14 protein-coding genes and 2 pseudogenes are annotated in these 18299 nt (G+C 36.5%); all 16 read right to left on the bottom strand.

All coding sequences use genetic code 11. From position 1 onward, the window contains the following. Nucleotides 1-11: 11 nt before the first annotated feature. The 16 genes and pseudogenes from ACZ42G_RS03770 to ACZ42G_RS03695 all read right to left on the bottom strand — a co-directional run bounded on the left by ACZ42G_RS03770 (nt 12) and on the right by ACZ42G_RS03695 (nt 18292). Nucleotides 12-1043, bottom strand: a complete 1032-nt coding sequence (locus ACZ42G_RS03770; RefSeq protein ID WP_464851478.1) for a HAMP domain-containing sensor histidine kinase — start codon at nt 1041-1043, stop codon at nt 12-14. After that, the gene (locus ACZ42G_RS03765; RefSeq protein WP_464851476.1) at nt 1040-1699 is read right to left on the bottom strand and encodes a response regulator transcription factor; all 660 of its coding nucleotides are present in this window, start codon (nt 1697-1699) and stop codon (nt 1040-1042) included. The genes ACZ42G_RS03770 and ACZ42G_RS03765 overlap by 4 nt, the downstream gene beginning before the upstream one ends. 137 nt (nt 1700-1836) lie before the next feature. Then, complete coding sequence (locus ACZ42G_RS03760; RefSeq protein ID WP_464851475.1) at nt 1837-3063, bottom strand: MFS transporter; 1227 nt, start codon at nt 3061-3063, stop codon at nt 1837-1839. Nucleotides 3064-3140: 77 nt separating this feature from the next. Then, nucleotides 3141-4194, bottom strand: a pseudogene (locus ACZ42G_RS03755) (transposase). Between the two features lie 192 nt (nt 4195-4386). Then, entirely contained in the window at nt 4387-4563 is a 177-nt protein-coding gene (locus tag ACZ42G_RS03750; RefSeq protein WP_464851473.1) for a hypothetical protein, read from the bottom strand. A gap of 63 nt (nt 4564-4626) precedes the next feature. Next, the gene (locus ACZ42G_RS03745) at nt 4627-4845 is read right to left on the bottom strand and encodes a PadR family transcriptional regulator (protein ID WP_464851471.1); all 219 of its coding nucleotides are present in this window, start codon (nt 4843-4845) and stop codon (nt 4627-4629) included. Then, nucleotides 4835-5197, bottom strand: a pseudogene (locus ACZ42G_RS03740) (BlaI/MecI/CopY family transcriptional regulator). Before ACZ42G_RS03740 ends, ACZ42G_RS03745 begins: the two are co-directional and overlap by 11 nt. A 510-nt stretch (nt 5198-5707) precedes the next feature. Then, nucleotides 5708-6421: a MerR family transcriptional regulator gene (locus tag ACZ42G_RS03735; protein WP_464851470.1), complete on the bottom strand. Its 714-nt coding sequence runs from the start codon at nt 6419-6421 to the stop codon at nt 5708-5710. Further along, nucleotides 6414-7256 (bottom strand): Hsp33 family molecular chaperone HslO, encoded by an 843-nt coding sequence (locus ACZ42G_RS03730; protein ID WP_464851469.1) that lies wholly within the window; start codon nt 7254-7256, stop codon nt 6414-6416. The genes ACZ42G_RS03735 and ACZ42G_RS03730 overlap by 8 nt, the downstream gene beginning before the upstream one ends. Nucleotides 7257-7592: 336 nt before the next feature. Further along, the gene (gene rlmD, locus ACZ42G_RS03725) at nt 7593-8957 is read right to left on the bottom strand and encodes a 23S rRNA (uracil(1939)-C(5))-methyltransferase RlmD (protein WP_464851468.1); all 1365 of its coding nucleotides are present in this window, start codon (nt 8955-8957) and stop codon (nt 7593-7595) included. Between the two features lie 101 nt (nt 8958-9058). Continuing rightward, nucleotides 9059-11170 (bottom strand): glucan 1,4-alpha-glucosidase, encoded by a 2112-nt coding sequence (locus ACZ42G_RS03720; protein WP_464851467.1) that lies wholly within the window; start codon nt 11168-11170, stop codon nt 9059-9061. A gap of 149 nt (nt 11171-11319) precedes the next feature. Further along, complete coding sequence (locus tag ACZ42G_RS03715; protein ID WP_464851466.1) at nt 11320-11742, bottom strand: acyl-CoA thioesterase; 423 nt, start codon at nt 11740-11742, stop codon at nt 11320-11322. 45 nt (nt 11743-11787) lie between these two features. Continuing rightward, a complete protein-coding gene (gene pyk / locus ACZ42G_RS03710; RefSeq protein WP_274892417.1) occupies nt 11788-13539 on the bottom strand; it encodes a pyruvate kinase in 1752 nt (583 codons plus the stop codon). Nucleotides 13540-13550: 11 nt separating this feature from the next. Then, the gene (gene pfkA / locus ACZ42G_RS03705) at nt 13551-14516 is read right to left on the bottom strand and encodes a 6-phosphofructokinase (protein ID WP_274892416.1); all 966 of its coding nucleotides are present in this window, start codon (nt 14514-14516) and stop codon (nt 13551-13553) included. Between the two features lie 70 nt (nt 14517-14586). Then, complete coding sequence (locus tag ACZ42G_RS03700) at nt 14587-14784, bottom strand: hypothetical protein (RefSeq protein WP_013787433.1); 198 nt, start codon at nt 14782-14784, stop codon at nt 14587-14589. A 73-nt stretch (nt 14785-14857) separates the two neighbouring features. Continuing rightward, nucleotides 14858-18292, bottom strand: coding sequence for a DNA polymerase III subunit alpha (locus ACZ42G_RS03695; protein ID WP_464851465.1), 3435 nt, complete (start codon nt 18290-18292; stop codon nt 14858-14860). Nucleotides 18293-18299: the final 7 nt, after the last annotated feature.

Here is an 18299-nt window from a genome sequence, read left to right as displayed (position 1 = left end):
GGAGGTTAAACTCAAATTAAACGGATTGTAAACCGAGTACCTTTATTTTCTTCACTTTTCACATCAATCGAAAATCCATGCAGATCAATAATTTTTTTAACAAGTGCAAGTCCTAATCCATTTCCACCAAGTGAACGGTCACGAGCTTTGTCGGCTTTGTAAAACCGTTCAAAAATATGAGGCAAGTCTTCTTTTCTTATGCCGCAGCCTGTATCACTGATAGTAACTTTTTCATTACCTGCGGTGACTTTTATTGAGCCGCCATCAGGCGTGAATTTAATCGCGTTGTGCAGGAGATTAACCCATACTTGTAATAAAAGCTCCTCATCACCATCGATTGTTACTTTCTCTAAATCTGCCTCAAGCGTGATATTTTTCGCTGACCACTGCGGTTCAAGCATTAGTGCAACAGATTGAAGCTGCAAGTCAAGCCTATATTTGTGGATGTTTAGCGGTTTCTTTTCGCTATCAAGGACGGAGAGTTTCAATAGGTTATCGCTCAAACTTGAAAGTCTCTGGCTTTCTATTTCTATAATCTCTGCATATCGCCGGCGTTCCTCCGGCAGCAAATCATCGTTTTTAAGCATCGCAGCAAAACCTTTTATCGACGTAAGAGGCGACTGGATTTCGTGGCTGACGTTGCTGATAAAATCCTGTCGCATAGTTTCTATGGAGCCAAGGTTTTTCACCATTTCGTTAAATGCATCCGCTATTTCCGAGTGCGGATCGTTAGGATTTGATTCAACAAATATGTTAAAATTTCCATGTGAAACTTGTTCAAAAGCGTCAAGCAAAATATCATGTGGAAAACGTCCGGTATGCTTAAAGCGCTGCATCCGGATAAAGTTAATAAGCACGACAAACACACAAAAAAATATTAATCCGCCTATTCCCGATAACATCACCGTCGCAAATTCGGAAAGTTCTGCGTATCTAACGATAATATATGCCAATGCTATAAACACACAGAACACAATAAAAAACACCAAAAATCCAAAAACTACGCTGATTTTGCCGGGCTTTCTGCTTTCTCCATTATTCATACCGTCACCTCGATTTTATATCCAATGCCTCGTACGGTCGTGATTTTAAAGCCGTATTTCTCCTCTGGAAAGCGCTCGCGAAGCCGCCCAATATGAACATCAAGCGTCCGCTCGTTGCCGTCGAAATCATATCCCCAAATATCTTCTATCAACTTGTCTCTTGAAAATGTCCGGCCAGGGGAACTGGCCAATTTGAACAGCAATTCAAACTCTTTCATGGGAATAGTTTCACCATTTGCGCTAAATCCATTGCGGTCGATCGCCAACCTTCCAATTGTAATAATCTGAGACGATGCAATTTTATAACGACGCAACAGCGCTTTGATGCGCATTAACAGTTCTTCGCCTTCGAATGGCTTTGTGAGATAATCGTCCACGCCTAGTTCAAAGCCTCTGGCCTTATCGGTTAAACTGCTCTTTGCTGTCAGCATAAGCACGGGTAAGTTTTCATAGTATTTGCGTATCTTCTCAACAAGTTGATATCCATCAATTTTTGGCATCATTATGTCAACGATGGCACAGTCACAACCGTTGATTTTTTCAAGCGCCTCCCGCCCGTCAGAGGCTTCAATAGCTTCAAATCCGCCGTTTTGCAATATTTTTCCCACCAGCTCCCTGATAAACGGGTCATCATCTACGATGAGAATTTTCGTCATCATTCACCACCTCGAATTTATTATATCTTTTAAATGTAAACAAAATTTAAATTGAACAATGTCAGCTTCCTATACATAGAGCTTTCTTTTTCATGGCATGGTAACCTCGAAAAGTCAAATTTCTCTTCATGTACTTTTTATTGTTCTATAAGATACTCAATTTCATAGAAAATGCGACGGGTAAAGATACTAATTGCTATCATTATAAATGCGGCTATATAAAAAGGAATATACGTAAAATTTCCTATATGTTCAAAAACAAATCCATAGATAAATTGCCCTAATGGAATTGTACCTATAACAATACACATAAAACATGAAATAACTTTTCCTATTAAATCTTTTGGCGTTAAAAGTTGCATATATGTCAACATCTGAATTTGAAATAATGTTTGTAACATCAATAACAGTCCTGAATTAATTAGTAAAATAATGTAAATTACCATAGATGTCCTCAGCGTATGTAGAGCAATACCTTCTAAAAATATAGATAAAGCACAACCGATTAAAAGAAGTGGACTAGTCTTTGCTTTTAATTTTTTTGATAAAACTCCGGCAAGTAGTCCACCTAAGACAGCACCTGTAGCTACTACACCTTGCGAATAGCCATATAATCGGTTAGCAGTGTCCAAAGCAAAACCTAAACGCTGCGTAATTAATACAGGAAGCGCAATCATAATCAATGAAATCAATAATAAATTAGAAGAACCGAATATTAAGGATATTTTCCAGAGTACAGGCCGTTCCATAAACATAAAGCCGAAACTTTCTTTAATGTCGCTAAACCCGATAGTAAATATATTCCCGATTGTCTTCTTCTTTTTAAATGGAATATGAATAAAAATCTCCATCACAGCGGCCGCGAAAAAACAGCTAATACTTGCGTATAAAATAGGTGTTAATCCCAAAACAGAGAATAGAAAACCTCCGATTACCGGTCCAACCATACTGGCAAGAGAGCTAATCATATCAACAACCGAGTTTGCTTTCATAATATATTCCGATTCTACTAGCACAGGTACGCTTGCTTTAACCGCTGGCTGATAAGCACCTTGTATGCCATACAAAATAATCATTGTAATTGCCATAAGTGGAACTATATTTATTTTACCTACCAGTATATAAAATAGAGAAATAAGTATTGCTGTGCTAAAATCCAAAATCACCATAATATTTCTCTTATTTACCCGGTCAGCAATTACTCCGCCTATCGGAAACAGTAAAAGCATAGGAATAAAAGAAGACGCCAAAATTGTTCCAAATAAAACAGATGAGCCTGTCTGATTTAGCAGGTAAAGCGGCAGAGCATATCTTAATATCTGATTACCAAATATAGAAATAATTTGGCCTAACACAAGAAGCATAAAATCTTTTTTAAATAACTATACTATAGATGAGAAAAATTGATAACAAATATTACCATCAAATAGATACACTACACCTATGCTAACTGTAGTTGTTCTAAAATTTCATCAATAGGTACTTTATTATTAGCTTGTTCATATATCCATTGAACACGCTGCTTTTGTATTTCTTTGCGAACTATTTTTATTCCCTGCCCAAATTTGCAATATTCATCGCCCGAAGTCGTACAATATAGGTATGTCAATGATATAAGCCATAATAATCTATCTATTGATTTTGTTGAGCGTACTTGATACGTATTTAACCCAAGATTATTCTTTGTTTGTCTAAAGAATATTTCTATAGGCCATCTCTGACTGTAATAATTTAGAATTGTCTCGGTATCTAATTCAGTATCAATACAGATAAATGCATGTAGAGCATTTTCATTTTTAAAAGCTTTCTCAGGCCAGCACAATATTACTACAGCATTGTCTATTCCATTTAAGGCTCCTTCATAGCGATATACCCAGTAATTAGAACCGTTCACTGTAACGAGGTGAACTTCGTTCTTTTCAATATATTGGGCAAAGTCTTTTATCTGTATTCTGATGCCTTTTGGATAGATAATTCTGTTAGTCTTTAGCGCTCCTATGAGATGGTATCCTCTTTCAAAATGTGCTTCTATTACTTTTTTGTTTATGTACCATGAATCAGATAAACCATATACTGCTCCTTTAGATATTGAAAGCATAGATACCATTTCACATATTCTTTCGATTTTGCTTTTGCCACCTTTTTCATAGCGTTCAATACAGTAAGGTAATACTACCTTGCCGCAGGATAGCATCATGGTAAGAAGCTGATGTTCCCAAACTTGTTTCCTTTTTAAATGCGATTGATGGAATCCATGCATACTCTATATTCCAAACACCTTGGTTTAAGAATTTGCCAAAGGTAGTTCTATGGCAATTAGCAAGGCTTAAATTAACTATGTCAGTGACAGTACCACTATAACCCTTTTGAGTGGCAGCAATTATAAATTCTACAATATGGTGAATAACAGGTTTAGTAAAATATAATGCAAAATTTAATTTCATTAAGTACTGGATTATTGATGAATTTTCTGTTATTCTATTATTATGAGACATTTGCTCCACTCCTAAGGTTAATATTGTTATAGTGTAACAACATATTAATATCATAGAAGCGAGCATTTGTCTCTATTTTTTATTAAATTTTTTCATGTAAGTTTATTATGGTAGTTTATGTCAGTGAATTTTCTCATCTATAGTCTTAATCTTACAATTTAAATAACATTTGACATACAATCACTCCTTATTTCATCTTCTTTTCTTTAATACAATAATTGCATGACTGATTTGCCCTATTCCCAATCCAATTATAACACCAGCTATGCCACTAACCAGTGTATCTATCCATCCTCCTGAGAAGAATATCTCCAGTCCACCACTTATGATAAATCCTGAAAGTGCACCAATGGAAAGTCCAAGAAACATGAATCCTGCATCAAATAGACCGATGACCTCATAATCAGCTAGATCATAATTCTTATAATTATTTTACAAATCTATCTTTCTTATAATTTCGATACGCTCGCTTAGAAAATCCCATCTTGCCCAAAAAGAAGATAGTTTTTCAAGCCCTCGCTCGTTTAGCGTATAAAATTTCCTTGTCGGATCTATTTCCGAAGGTTTTTTTGTTATGTTAACCAGCTTGTTTTTTTCAAGCCTTAATAGTAATGCGTAAATCGTCGCTTCTGCAATCTCATCAAAGCCCAATAAGCTCCTCTATAATACGCTTCAGTTCCTCAGCCTCTTGTTCGGAAAGCTTGCGACCGCTCAGGAAGGCAGTCAGAAATTTCGGCAGCGACCCGTCAAATGTTTTTTCCAACACAGCCCTGCTTTCATATCTCTGCACATCTTCGCGTTTAACCAATGCAGTAACAGTCGCGTTCCTGTTTTACAGGATACCGCGTTCACAAAGCTTTTTTAATATAGTGTATGTAGTGGACTTTTTCCAGCCGAGTTTATCCCCGTATAGTTTTACAAGCTCAGTGGAATTTATCGGCTCATTGTCCCAGATAATGCTAACAAATTTGTATTCCGTATCAAACAGCTTATATTTTCCCATGCAATTGTGCTCCTTTGGTTTGTTTTAATAGACTTAATCAACGTCTATCACGGTAGACCTGATATGTCAATAGCAAATTATGAGTTGATTACATTTCTGCAGATCATATTGAGCTTGCTAAATCACAAAAAGATTCAAGTTATAAACATATTTCCTCAAGCAGTCAAACCCCGTCTTTTCCGCCAACACAACCCCTGTCGCCATAATTCGCCCCGAAAGGCTGTAAATGTGTTTCTGCAAACAAACACGCACATAAAAATACAGGGTTTCCCGGCATCTCAACCGCCACCCAAAACCACATTTTCGGCAGATGGCAAATCACCGGAAAACCTTGTATTCAAGCCGTTTTTCAGGCGCTTATTTGTTTTTTACATTTGTCATCAGCACCACGCACTCAACGTGGGGCAAGAGGATAGAATGAATGTTTTTCGAACTGTCAGTCATAGGAAACATATCCACGATAGTTTTTACACTAAGGGTAAATTAGAAAATGTCGATCAAAACCTTTATTTATTTCATTAACTCCATTAGATATTTGTATAGATCATCAGTAAGTCCATATCTAAGCTGGGAATTATCCAAAGAAGCATGAAATGAGAATATGGAATTCTTAAGTTTCTCATCTTCACCTATTGACTTGTTCATAAAATCTTTCCAGTAATTAATGCATTCAATTGCATTTAAATCTGTATTAGGCAATTTGTTCTTGTAACAATAATTAAGTTTTGAAATGAATTCCAGCCATTCTGTTGCTCCTTCTGATTCTGCTTTATCTCTTTCTAAGTTATTTTTTATTTTATCTAACTGTTCTTTAGTAATATATTTGTCTGCTGAGGAATTAATAAATGGGACGATTGCTTTAAAATCATCTAATGAGATATTCTTATTATCTTTAAGCTCCTGTTTTAGTTTTAATAGCTTACTGAAAAGTAACTGCTTCTGGGCAATTTCCTCTTGAACTTTTGAAATTTGGATCTCAACGAATTTTCGAATATCTATATATCTATCATGAATCAGATCCTTTATCTCATCAAGGTTAAATCCCATGTCTTTCAAAGAAATTATTTGATATAATGTTGTAACACTCTGTATGTCATATAATCTATGCCCTGTTTCAGTAATCTTAGATGGTTTTAATAAACCTATTTCATCATAATAATGCAATGTTCTAACAGTTATGCCTGTCATACTCGCTAATTCCCCAATCTTAAGCAATCTATCCATCTTGTTCACTTTCCCTCATTTTAACAATAGTCTCTAAATCATTTATACTAAATATATACCTCTTACCGCATATACCACATTCCAGTTCTTCATTTCTCCCTGCTTTAATTGAATTTTTTAGTTCATCGGTTTCAATCGACATTAGAATACCAAAAAACATATCTTTTGAACAATTGCATTCGCTTTGTACCATATATTCATCTACTACTGTTGCATATGGAAAAACCTTCAAAGGCAGTTCTCCCCATTGCTCTGTGACCATGTATTTCTCTGCACTATCAATACTATCCGTCACAAATTTTAAATGATTAATATTATAGAAAGGCAGTGGTTGTATCAAACAACCTCTTGCAATTCCGTTTTCAATCCATGTTCGAAAAATTGTTTTTGTCTGCTCACTTTTATAATAGAAATATGAAAAGCACGAATTTATAGAATCAGACTTTAATTCTACCGTTCCAGTAAACATTCCTCCTGTCCAACTCCCTCTAGTAATAGAGAGAGATGTCCCTTCTCCGACTAAATCGGCAAAATTGCCATTAAAAGCTGCTAACCGGGAAGAAAAAGTACAATTAACATTACCGTAACCATCTACATCACAGTGAGCTGTATGTCCTGCTGGCTTAAACCGAACACTTACACTTATACGCTGTTCGACTTCGGTTAAAAAGCCACGTAATAGACAACAATCGATAAATATGTTTGTATAAAGCTGCCTTGCAAAATCTGTCTTCATATTTTTTAAATTGCTACCCTCCAGAATATTTGTTGCATCAATAATAAAAAGTCTGATTTCCTTATCTTTCGTTAATAGTTTTACTAAATTTTTTCTCATATCCATTACCTCCATACACGCATTATATAACATAACGTAACGTGAGTTTCAAGTGTTTTTTTTGAATAAAATTCTTATATAATTTAAAAACCGTCAACCAAGAAAAAGTATCTCCTGATTGACGTTAGAGATAAGTATTTTACAACTAATCTATCCCATCTCCTCAACCCTGTTAATATATCTAACCTGTCAACTCAACCCTATCACTTTAAGGGTAGTTGATATGTTCCCGCAATCAATAAAAATAAGGGTTTCCTGACATTGCCACATCCGGCAAAGCAGCCTGGAGAAAAGCTAAATGTCTGGAAACCCTTTATTTACAAGCTTTTCAGCTCTTTATTTCTCAACCCTTGACATCAATGTTACGCACTCAACATGATAAGTGTACGGAAACATATCTATTGGTTGTATTTTCTTTGTTTTATATCCATTATCTTCAAAAATCCTTAAATCCCTTGCCAGTGTAGTCGGGTTGCAGGAGACGTAAATTATTTTTTCAGGATTCATCTCTATGGATGTTTTCACAACATCTTTATCCAGGCCTTTTCTTGGTGGGTCAAACACTATGACATCAGGATTTAGACCTTTGCCGAAAAGCTTTTTCATGACATCTTCTGCTTTTCCAGCAATGAATCCTGCATTATATATTCCGTTTATGGTTGCATTTCGCTTCGCGTCTTCTACAGCATCTGGTATTACCTCTATCCCATAGACTTTTCTTGCATGTTCTGCAAAAAATATCGATATCGTTCCTATGCCACAGTACACATCAAAGACGGTTTCATCACCTTTTAAATCTGCATATTCCAACGCTTTCTCATACAATACTTTAGTCTGAACAGGATTTACTTGAAAGAACGACAAAGGAGATATTTCAAATTTTTTATCTCCAATAAAATCAGTAATATAATCATCACCATATATGACAATATTTTCGTTACCCATGACTTGTTTTCCGCTGCTTCTATTTACATTTAAAACAACGCTTTTTAAGTTTTCAATATTTCCTTTAAGCCGGCTTACAAGTTCTTTTTTGTGTGGAACGTCTCTGCCATTTGCCACAATGATAACCATGACTTCTTTTGTTGCAAAACCAACTTTAGTTATCACATGCCTTAAAAGCCCTTTCCCAGTTTTTTTGTCGTAAACTGTAATCTTATAGTCGTTTGCCCATTCTACAACGGTTTTCATCGCTTTGACGCTGACGCTATTTTGAATCATGCAGGAATCTATGCCAATCACTTCATGTGATTTAGATGCATAAAATCCACCTTCTACCATACCATCTCTAAAGCTCAATGGATATTCCGCTTTATCCCTGTAATGCAGTGGGTCATACATGCCTATCGTATCAAATACAAAAGCATCAATTTCCCCAATTCTTTTCAAGCTTTCTTCAACAACATGTTTTTTAAATTCTAACTGTCCGCTGTATGTTAAATGTTGAAGCGTACAGCCCCCACATTTATCAGCATATTGGCATTTAGGCATAATTCTTTCCTGTGATGGCTCTAATATTTCTTCTACATGTGCATTTAAATAATTTTTATGTTTTTCATCAATTTTGGCTAAGACCTTCTCTCCTTTTAAAGCGCCTTTTACAAAAACAGCAATTCCATCTAATCTTCCGACGCCCTGGCCCTCATGCGCCATATTGTCAATGAATACTTCGTATATATCGCCAATGTTTAAATTTTGCAAGAATTATCACTCCAAATTAATATTTTCACATACACAATTATACTCTATTTAAACAATGAAAAACAGATTTCCCGGATATAGTCACCCGGAAAATCTGTGTATCACTTCGAAGCATACCTTTTATAAACTATGTCTGGCATGTCAAGCACTTTATGTTCTATATTCGATGCAAACAATATTACGTATTCGGCATGTGCCCAATTAAGCGGTGATGCTGAATCTGTAGGAAGCCCAGTATCTTCCCATACTTGCTCAGATATTATGCCGCTTTCATTTGCAAAGTTCTCCATGGCTTTTACATAAGATGTCGCATCTTTTCCTGCAGCAATCTCGTACATGCCTCTCTCACCTGTAAGCAGTGGCCACAATCTTCCCTTCCCTGTCCCATGATATAGTTCTGTCTTAGACATCTCGCCATATCCATCATGATTATACCTGTACCACGACGGTCCTTTCGGAGTATCGACTTTTATTGTTTCATCTACGACTTTCAGTGTATTTAGTATTTTAGGGTCATCTGCTGATTTTACTCCAAGCCTTACAAGCTCCAGAAAACTTGGATCCACGATTTCTTTTTGGTCGTATACACCACCGCCATTCGCTATGCTTATCATGAAATCAGCATTTGGATCTGGAAGTCCTGCTATCCTTATATAGTATTGACCATTTCCCAAAGGACCTTTTTCTGTGTAAGTTAGGCTGTCAATAAGCCTTTGCCAGTTGTCCGCCTTTTCTTGATACTTTTTAGCAGATTCAAAATCCTTGTTTTGTTCAGCTATATACGCAGCACATGTAAGTCCTGCTACTTCTGAAGCCAGCGTCGCTGGTGAATATCCTCCTATTTCTTCCCATCTTTCCTGTCCCGTCTTAGGGCCTATTTTCACGATGAAATCCGCCAAAGGCTTAACAAGGCTTTCATAGAGATCGTATCTTTTAAGCCTGTAGCTTAATATTATTGGGTCTGCCTGCTCATCAAGCTGTATGCCTGTCCAATAAGGCTTTCCATTTATCCATGTATTTTGTGGAATCATTCCATTGTCTTTTACTACTTTGACTAAATAATCCAACGCTCTGTTTGCCGAATCAGTATCGCCAGCAACTATAAATGCATTTGCTACATGGTACAGATCTCGTGACCATACAAGATGGTAACCACCGATATTGTCATCTTCTTGGCCATCACCCCATGGGATTGATAGCGATGCTATATAAGCACCCTTGTTTGTCTTGTCTTCACTGGCTTTTAATATCATCATGCTATTGAAATACAGTGAATTTGCTTTTCCGCCAAAATCATTAAGGCTATTGCAATACTTCTCCCATTCGTCTATATACGCCTTCTTTAAACTACCATAATCATCATTTAAAGTTTCCATGTTTGTCCTTACCGCTTCATTTTCACTTTGTCCGAAAGACAATACGATTTCAAATTGAGTATTTTTCTTAAGATCTATCTCAGCACCTTCTATGATGTTGCCTTTTGCACTATTGTAATTGTAAGTCATTTGCATGTTTTTATAAAGATCGGTCTCAATATCATTTACTTTATAATAACCTATCGAATACTTTTTCCAGCCTACATCAGACGACAATGCAGTATAAATCCCATCTCTTTCAGCAATTAGCGCAACATTGCCATTTGCCTTAACTGCGTATCCTTCATTGTATTTGCCCTGATTTTTTACATGAGGATCACACATTACATAAAGTCTGTAATCATCAACATTGCCTTTTAAAGCTTCAAATTTCGTCTTAATTATGAGAGAATTTCGCTTTACATCAGTAAATACTTCTTTAGTTATCTTATATCTCCCATCTTTATCTGTGTTAATGATTTTATAACCTAACGATTTTTCAGTGAACTTTTCTACTTTGGTCATTGTGTCTTTTGTCTCGTCAGAGACAAACGTTTTTCCATCTGTCACAAAAAATTTAATATCTTTTACATCAGCAGTATCTATAGTGGGATAGTAAACCTCAGATATCGCTCCGTCTGCAAGTGTAAACCACACTTTGGAAGTATAGTTGTTTGCAGTACCTACACCTTGTTTCTGGGCTTTTGCCCATGTATCGGCCTCTCCCGGGCCATTTATTGCTTGCACATTATTTAATCTTTCAATTTTCATACTTGATATATTATTGTTTCCACATCCGCTTAGCACACTGGATGCAAGAAATAATACAGGTAGGTATTTTATAAGTTTTCTATTCAATTTCATCGCCTCCAATACTATTTTACATTATATCTGAGGTTTGTGCAACCGATTTTATATAAAGGCAAAAAAAATAGGGCGAATGCCGCCCATTGATATAATCGGTTACCAATACCATTATAACCAATTTATTGAATTATATTCAAACTTCATACACCTTCAAAGCATTTATTCAGCATTTCATAAACATGTGGCAAAGCCTTCTTTATATTTACAGGTTTCCTGTCAAGTGTCGTAAATGGGTGTTCTGTCATGCCTTGTGCCAAAAGCTTATTTCCATCTTCTTTCATTATATCGTACTCAAATCTTATCCTTGAGCCTTTCAATAAACCTATTTTTGTCTTTATAATTATTACATCATCATATTCTGCAGGCCAAAAGTATTTGCAATTGGCTTCTATCACCGGAAGCATGATATTGTTCTGTTCTAATTCTCGATAAGTCATGCCTAAAGATCTGAAAAATTCTGTCCTGCCTATTTCAAACCAGTTTAAATAATTCGCATGATACACTATGCCCATCTTATCTGTTTCGCCATATCTGACCCTTACTTTTACGTCGTAAGTATACATGTATTATCACCTCAAAAAATAAAGACAAGAAGATGACTTCCTGTCCTATTTTATATTCACTATGCCTTTGTAGACCAATCCTCTGGCAGTATCGAGAGTTACCGTCATTCCATCTTTAAGCTTTGAAGTTACTCCTTCACAGCCTACAATGACAGGTAATCCATAGTTCAATCCAACTATTGCAGCATGGGACGTTAGTCCACCTTCTTCTGTTATGATAGCTGAAGCCTTCTCAATTATAGGCATATAATCCCTTTCAGTTTTTTGAGCAACGATGATGTCTCCTTCTCTGAACTTATCTTTGTCCTTGTATGGATCTCTTATGATGGAAACAACACCACTTATGGATTTAGTGCCTATGCCTGTGCCTTTTACTATTACATCTCCCACAATATGAACCTTCAACATATTTGTTGTGCCTGTAGTCGCGACAGGTATTCCTGCCGATATTACTACAATATCGCCATTTCGAATTAATCCTTCATTTAAAGCCGTATTTACTGATACTTCTATCATTTCATCTGTAGAATTGACTTCCTGTGATATCAATGGATGAACACCCCACACGATGCTAAGCCTTCTCGCCACATCTTTGTTTGGCGTCACTGCTATTATAGGTGCTGACGGTCTATACTTAGACACCATTCTCGCAGTATAACCTGATATTGTAGATGTAATAATGGCAGTTGCGCCTATATCTCTCGCGGTAGTGCACGTAGCATGGCTTATGGCATTTGTCATAGAAATATTGTAATCCACATTTTTATCTAAATTTTCTTTGTAATTTATATACGTCTCAATCTTTTCAGCTATCTTTGACATCGTCTTAAAAGCCTCTACAGGATATTTGCCTTGCGCTGTTTCACCAGACAACATTATTGCATCAGTGCCATCCAATATAGCATTGGCTACATCTGTTACTTCTGCCCTTGTTGGCCTTGGATTTCTTATCATAGAGTCAAGCATCTGTGTAGCAGTAACTACTGGTTTACCTGCTTTGTTGCATTTTTCAATTATCCTTTTCTGAACGATAGGTATCTCCTCTATAGGAATTTCGACACCCAAATCGCCTCGGGCAACCATTATGCCATCAGAGACTTTGATTATTTCGTCAATATTTTCTACGCCTTCGCGATTTTCAATTTTTGATATGATAAGTATATGGCCAGCGTCATTGTCTTCTAACAATCTCCTTATGGCAATTACATCTGCTGCTTTTCTGACAAAAGACGCTGCAATCATGTCGATTCCTTTTTTTATTCCAAACTCTATGTCATCCACGTCTTTTTGCGTTATGGCAGGCAAATTAAGCTTTGTACCAGGCACATTTACACCTTTGTGATCACCTATTGTACCAGAATTCTCCACAGTGCATACTATATCTTCACCTTTTACGTCATTGACTTTCAATGATACTAATCCGTCATCAATCAATATGCGAGAACCTCTCTCCACATCTTGAGGAAGCCCCTTGTATGAAACAGAACAAATAGTGTTATCTCCTTCAATTTCCCTTGATGTTATCGTAAATGTCTGGCCTTCTTTAAGCTCTGCAACACCGCCTTTAAATTTGCCAGTCCTTATTTCAGGCCCTTTTGTATCAAGCATAATTGCAATGGGCAGCTTAAGTTCTTCTCTAATCTTTATAATATTGTCTATTCTGCTTCCATGCTCTTCATGATCCCCATGTGAAAAATTCAACCTGCAAATATTAAGACCGCTTTCTATAAGCTCTTTCAATATCTCATATTTTTCACTGGCAGGACCAATCGTGCATATTATCTTAGTTCTACGCATATCTTCACTCCTTAAATTGATAATATTTTGCTGAGTTCATAAAGCTTTAAATTAAACTCTTTTTTCATTGCCAAAGCAGTGTCAATATCATCATCCACAATCTGGTTATTTCTTATGCTTATTATCCTTTGAGATTTGTTTTCTAACAGAAGCTCTACAGCTCTTGATCCCATTTGGCTTGCGATAACTCTGTCCATGACAGTAGGCGCGCCACCCCTTTGTATGTGGCCCAAAGTCGTATGCCTTAAATCAAGCTTAGGAAGTCTCTCTTGAATCATCTTTGATAACTCCAGACCGCTCATTACACCTTCTGCCAGTACAATTATGTGATGCAGCTTGCCCCTCTTTATGCCGTACGAAATTTTTTCGCACACTTCATCTATGTCAAACTTGACTTCCGGTATTATTATAATCTCTGCTCCTCCAGCAAGTCCTGCATAAAGCGCTATGTACCCAGCATTTCTTCCCATTACCTCTATGATATTTGCTCTTTCATGTGACGTTGCCGTGTCTCTAATCTTGTTGATGGCATCTATAGCCGTATTGCAGGCTGTATCAAAACCGATTGTATAATCTGTACACGGTATGTCATTGTCGATAGTGCCTGGAATACCGATCGTATTAACACCATGTTCATTGCTTAAAAGCTGTGCACCTCTAAAAGAGCCATCTCCGCCTATGACCACAAGCCCCTCAATATTGTGCTTTCTCAATACCTCTGCAGCCTTGGCTCTTCCTTCTTTTGTCTTAAATTCTGCACTTCTGGCTGTACGAAGTATTGTACCGCCTCTTTGAATTATGTCACCTACTGATGACAATGTCATGTCTTCTATCTCGTCGTCTATAAGCCCCTGATAGCCTCTCATGATGCCTTTTACTGTCAGCCCGTTATATATGCCGCATCTTACCACTGCCCTTATGGCAGCATTCATGCCTGGTGCATCTCCACCACTTGTTAAAACTCCTATTGTTCTCATAATATATCCTCCTTACCAACCGGGTCATTATATGTCCCATTTTATTAAAAGTCCCCCTTATAAGGGGTAATTAAAGACCATATTCAATAATAATATTCTGTGCATCCTGAGCTTCTGAATTAGGAACCATAACTTCACAGTAGCCGTCGTTATTGTCTACATTTTTTTTCAATGGTTTTAATTTCACTAAAAAGCCTTCTTTTGTCAGCACATCTTTGACCTTTTCTGCAACTTCCATGCTGTGCGCCATATATATAACAGTCCACATAAAAAGGCCTCCTTGAATATTCTAACTACTATTTTAATTTATTTTTTGTATAATATCAATATATATTTACACGTTATACAATTTTAACATTTTCTTCTCCCAGTACACTTGCAAGTTCGTCCAAAAGCTCATTTGCACCATTTACCCAAAGATCTTTTTGAGCTGCCAGATTTTTATTTGCATATCTTATAAAAACAGGAATGTTTCCTCTGTATTTGACTAAAATTCCTTTAATCTTTTCCACATCCTTTTGTTCCTTCACATTAAGCCACAGTTTTTCTCGTATCATGTGTGTAAGCGGCTTAACTTCATCGCATAAAATCTTTGGCTCTTCATCTTCCCTTAAACTTACTTTGCCTTTTACTACAACAGGCAAATCTTCACTTAAAAATTTTGAGTATCTTTCGTACACAGCAGGAAATACGATGACTTCGATGGTACCGTACAGATCTGCAAGATTTACAAAAGCCATCATATTATTGTTTTTTGTAAACTTTATTTTCTTGCTTTCTACAATCCCTACCAAAACAACATCTTGATCATCAAAGGCCGTTTTTTTTGCAAATGAGTCATCGCTATTTTTCAAGTCCCTCGTTGTACAATTTGCTATTCTTCGTATATCGTCTTGATATTCATCAAGTGGATGTCCGCTAATATAAAGCCCCATAGTTTCTTTTTCCATAGAAAGTATTACGTCTTTAGAAAATTCTTTGATGTCTGGAAGCGAATAATCGATTTTATAGCTTTCCGCATCGCTTTCAAATAATGATATCTGCCCTTTTATATTCCTCTCTCTGCTTCTATGGATGCTTTCCATTATGCCTTCGTAAACTGCTAATAATTGAGATCTGTAGACGCCAAATGAATCAAATGCACCGGCTTTTATTAAGCTTTCAACAGCTTTTTTGTTTAATTGCATTTCGTCTATTCTCTCAAAAAAGTCTATGATAGACGTATATCTGCCATTTTTCCTTCTGTCTTCCACAATCTCTAAAGTAGCGTTTAATCCAACATTCTTAACAGCAGCAAGGCCAAATCTAATTTTGCCATTGACGACAGAAAAATAGGAATAACTTTCATTTATGTCTGGCGGTAAAATCTGTATGCCCATCTTTTTTAGAACTTGTACATAAAAAGCCACTTTATCTGTATTGTCAACAAAGCTATTAAGCAATGCAGCCATAAATTCAACGGGATAATACCGTTTTAAATATGCCGTTTGAAATGCCACAACAGCATAAGCCGCAGCATGAGATTTATTGAATGCATAATTAGCAAAATCTATCATTTCATCAAAAAGCCTGTTGGCTGTAGCTTCATCGACGCCTCTATTTACAGCTCCCGGTACAATGTAATTTCCATTTTCATCCTTGATTCCATAAATGAAGTTTTTTCTCTCTTCCTCCATGACTTTCATTTTTTTCTTCGCCATCGCACGGCGAACCAAGTCAGACCTTCCCAACGAGTACCCTGCCAAATCCCTCACTATCTGCATAACTTGCTCCTGATAAACCATGCAACCATAAGTGACATCAAGAATTGGTTTAAGAAGTGGATGTTCATACTTTATATTTTCAGGGTTATTTTTATTTTCTATGTATCTGGGTATTTGATCCATCGGCCCCGGTCTATACAGCGATATACCTGCTATTACATCTTCCAACTTTTCTGGCCTTAGTTCTGTCATAAACTGTTTCATTCCAGATGACTCTAATTGAAATACACCTTCAGTATCACCTTTGCTTATTAGTGCATAAACTTCTTTATCTTCAAAGTCAATATTGTCTATGTCAACATCAATTCCCTTAGTTTCTTTTATGATATTCAAAGTATCTCTTATGACAGTAAGTGTCCTTAAACCTAAAAAATCCATCTTTAAAAGGCCTAATTCTTCCAAAGTCGTCATCGTAAACTGTGTAACAATAGAGCCTTCATTTTTTTGCAACGGCACGTATTTCACCAGTGGTTCACTGGATATAACTACGCCAGCAGCATGTGTAGAAGCATGCCTCGGAAGACCTTCAAGAGATCTTGATATATCAATTAACCGCCTAATCTTTTCGTCATTTTCGTACTTATCTTTTAGCTCTGGATTTAATTCAATTGCTTTATCTATAGTCATACCGAGTTCGAAAGGTATCATTTTGGCAATAGCGTCAACTTCAGCGTACGGGAAGTTCAAAGCACGGCCTACATCTCTTATGGCAGCCCTAGCAGCCATTGTACCAAACGTTATTATCTGCGCCACTCTATTTTCCCCATACTTTTTGACCACATAATCAATTACTTCTTGTCTTCTCTCATAACAAAAATCAGAGTCTATATCTGGCATACTTACTCTTTCAGGGTTCAAAAATCTTTCAAAAAGAAGATTGTACTTTATAGGATCAATCTTTGTTATTCCGAGACAGTATGCCACAAGACTTCCAGCAGCCGAACCCCTCCCAGGGCCAGTCATTATACCATTGTCGCGGGCAAACTTTATAAAATCCCAAACGATTAAGAAGTAATCAACATACCCCATTTTTTCTATCACAGAAAGCTCGTAGTTTAGCCTTTCGATTACTTCATCACTTGGATTTGGATATCTTTTATATAATCCATCGATGCAAAGCTTTCTCAAGTATTCATCTGATTTCATGCCATCTGGCACTTCATACTTAGGAAGCTTCGTTTTATTAAATTCAAATTCAAGATTGCACATATCAGCAATTTTTACAGTGTTTTCTAAGGCTTCCTTGCAATATGAAAACATCTCATACATCTCATCAGGGGACTTTAGATAAAACTGATCTGTTGGAAATGACATCCTATCAGCATCATCCATGTTTTTGCCTGTCTGAATGCACAAAAGGACTTCATGTGCCAAATGATCCTCTTTATTAAGATAATGAACATCATTTGTGGCCACAAGAGGTATGTTTAGCTCTTTTGAAAGTTTTATCAATTCCGCATTTACTTTTTCCTGCTGGCTTAAACCATGGTATTGAAGCTCAAGATAAAAATTGCCTGTCCCAAAAATGGAGTTATAAAAAATAGCAGTCTCTTTAGCTTTTTCATATTCATCAGAAAGGAGATACGATGGTATTTCACCGCCAAGACATGAGCTAAGCGCTATTAATCCTTCGCTGTGTTCTTTTAAGTATTGATGATCAACCCTCGGCTTATAGTAAAAACCATCGATAGATGCCTTTGAGACAATTTTCATCAAATTTTCATATCCAGTCATGTTTTTGCACAGCAAAATCAGATGATAATTCAAATTATCTATGCCGTATTCTTTATCGTACAAAGACCTTGGAGAAACGTAAATTTCACACCCAATTATAGGTTTTACACCATAAGATACGGCCTCTTTGTAAAAATCTATGGCACCGTACATGACGCCGTGGTCCGTAATAGCTATGGAATTCATTCCAAGCTCTTTCGTCCTCTTTATAAGCTCTTTTATCCTACATGAACCATCGAGAAGGCTGTATTCGCTGTGAACGTGCAAATGTACAAACATTACAATC

Source organism: Thermoanaerobacterium calidifontis (assembly GCF_055381745.1).
The sequence above is the reverse complement of the archived record's forward strand: the minus strand, read 5'-3'. Positions and strand labels throughout refer to the sequence as shown.

What these genes read in the sequence shown, in the direction of transcription:
- ACZ42G_RS03715 (WP_464851466.1), bottom strand. Translation starts at nt 11,742, where the DNA reads ATGTATACTTACGACGTAAAAGTAAGGGTCAGATATGGCGAAACAGAT.
- ACZ42G_RS03750 (WP_464851473.1), bottom strand. Translation starts at nt 4,563, where the DNA reads ATGTTTCTTGGACTTTCCATTGGTGCACTTTCAGGATTTATCATAAGT.
- ACZ42G_RS03770 (WP_464851478.1), bottom strand. Translation starts at nt 1,043, where the DNA reads ATGAATAATGGAGAAAGCAGAAAGCCCGGCAAAATCAGCGTAGTTTTT.
- ACZ42G_RS03700 (WP_013787433.1), bottom strand. Translation starts at nt 14,784, where the DNA reads ATGTGGACTGTTATATATATGGCGCACAGCATGGAAGTTGCAGAAAAG.
- ACZ42G_RS03730 (WP_464851469.1), bottom strand. Translation starts at nt 7,256, where the DNA reads ATGAGAAAAAATTTAGTAAAACTATTAACGAAAGATAAGGAAATCAGA.
- ACZ42G_RS03760 (WP_464851475.1), bottom strand. Translation starts at nt 3,063, where the DNA reads ATGCTTCTTGTGTTAGGCCAAATTATTTCTATATTTGGTAATCAGATA.
- pfkA (WP_274892416.1), bottom strand. Translation starts at nt 14,516, where the DNA reads ATGAGAACAATAGGAGTTTTAACAAGTGGTGGAGATGCACCAGGCATG.
- pyk (WP_274892417.1), bottom strand. Translation starts at nt 13,539, where the DNA reads ATGCGTAGAACTAAGATAATATGCACGATTGGTCCTGCCAGTGAAAAA.
- ACZ42G_RS03695 (WP_464851465.1), bottom strand. Translation starts at nt 18,292, where the DNA reads ATGTTTGTACATTTGCACGTTCACAGCGAATACAGCCTTCTCGATGGT.
- ACZ42G_RS03765 (WP_464851476.1), bottom strand. Translation starts at nt 1,699, where the DNA reads ATGACGAAAATTCTCATCGTAGATGATGACCCGTTTATCAGGGAGCTG.
- ACZ42G_RS03735 (WP_464851470.1), bottom strand. Translation starts at nt 6,421, where the DNA reads ATGGATAGATTGCTTAAGATTGGGGAATTAGCGAGTATGACAGGCATA.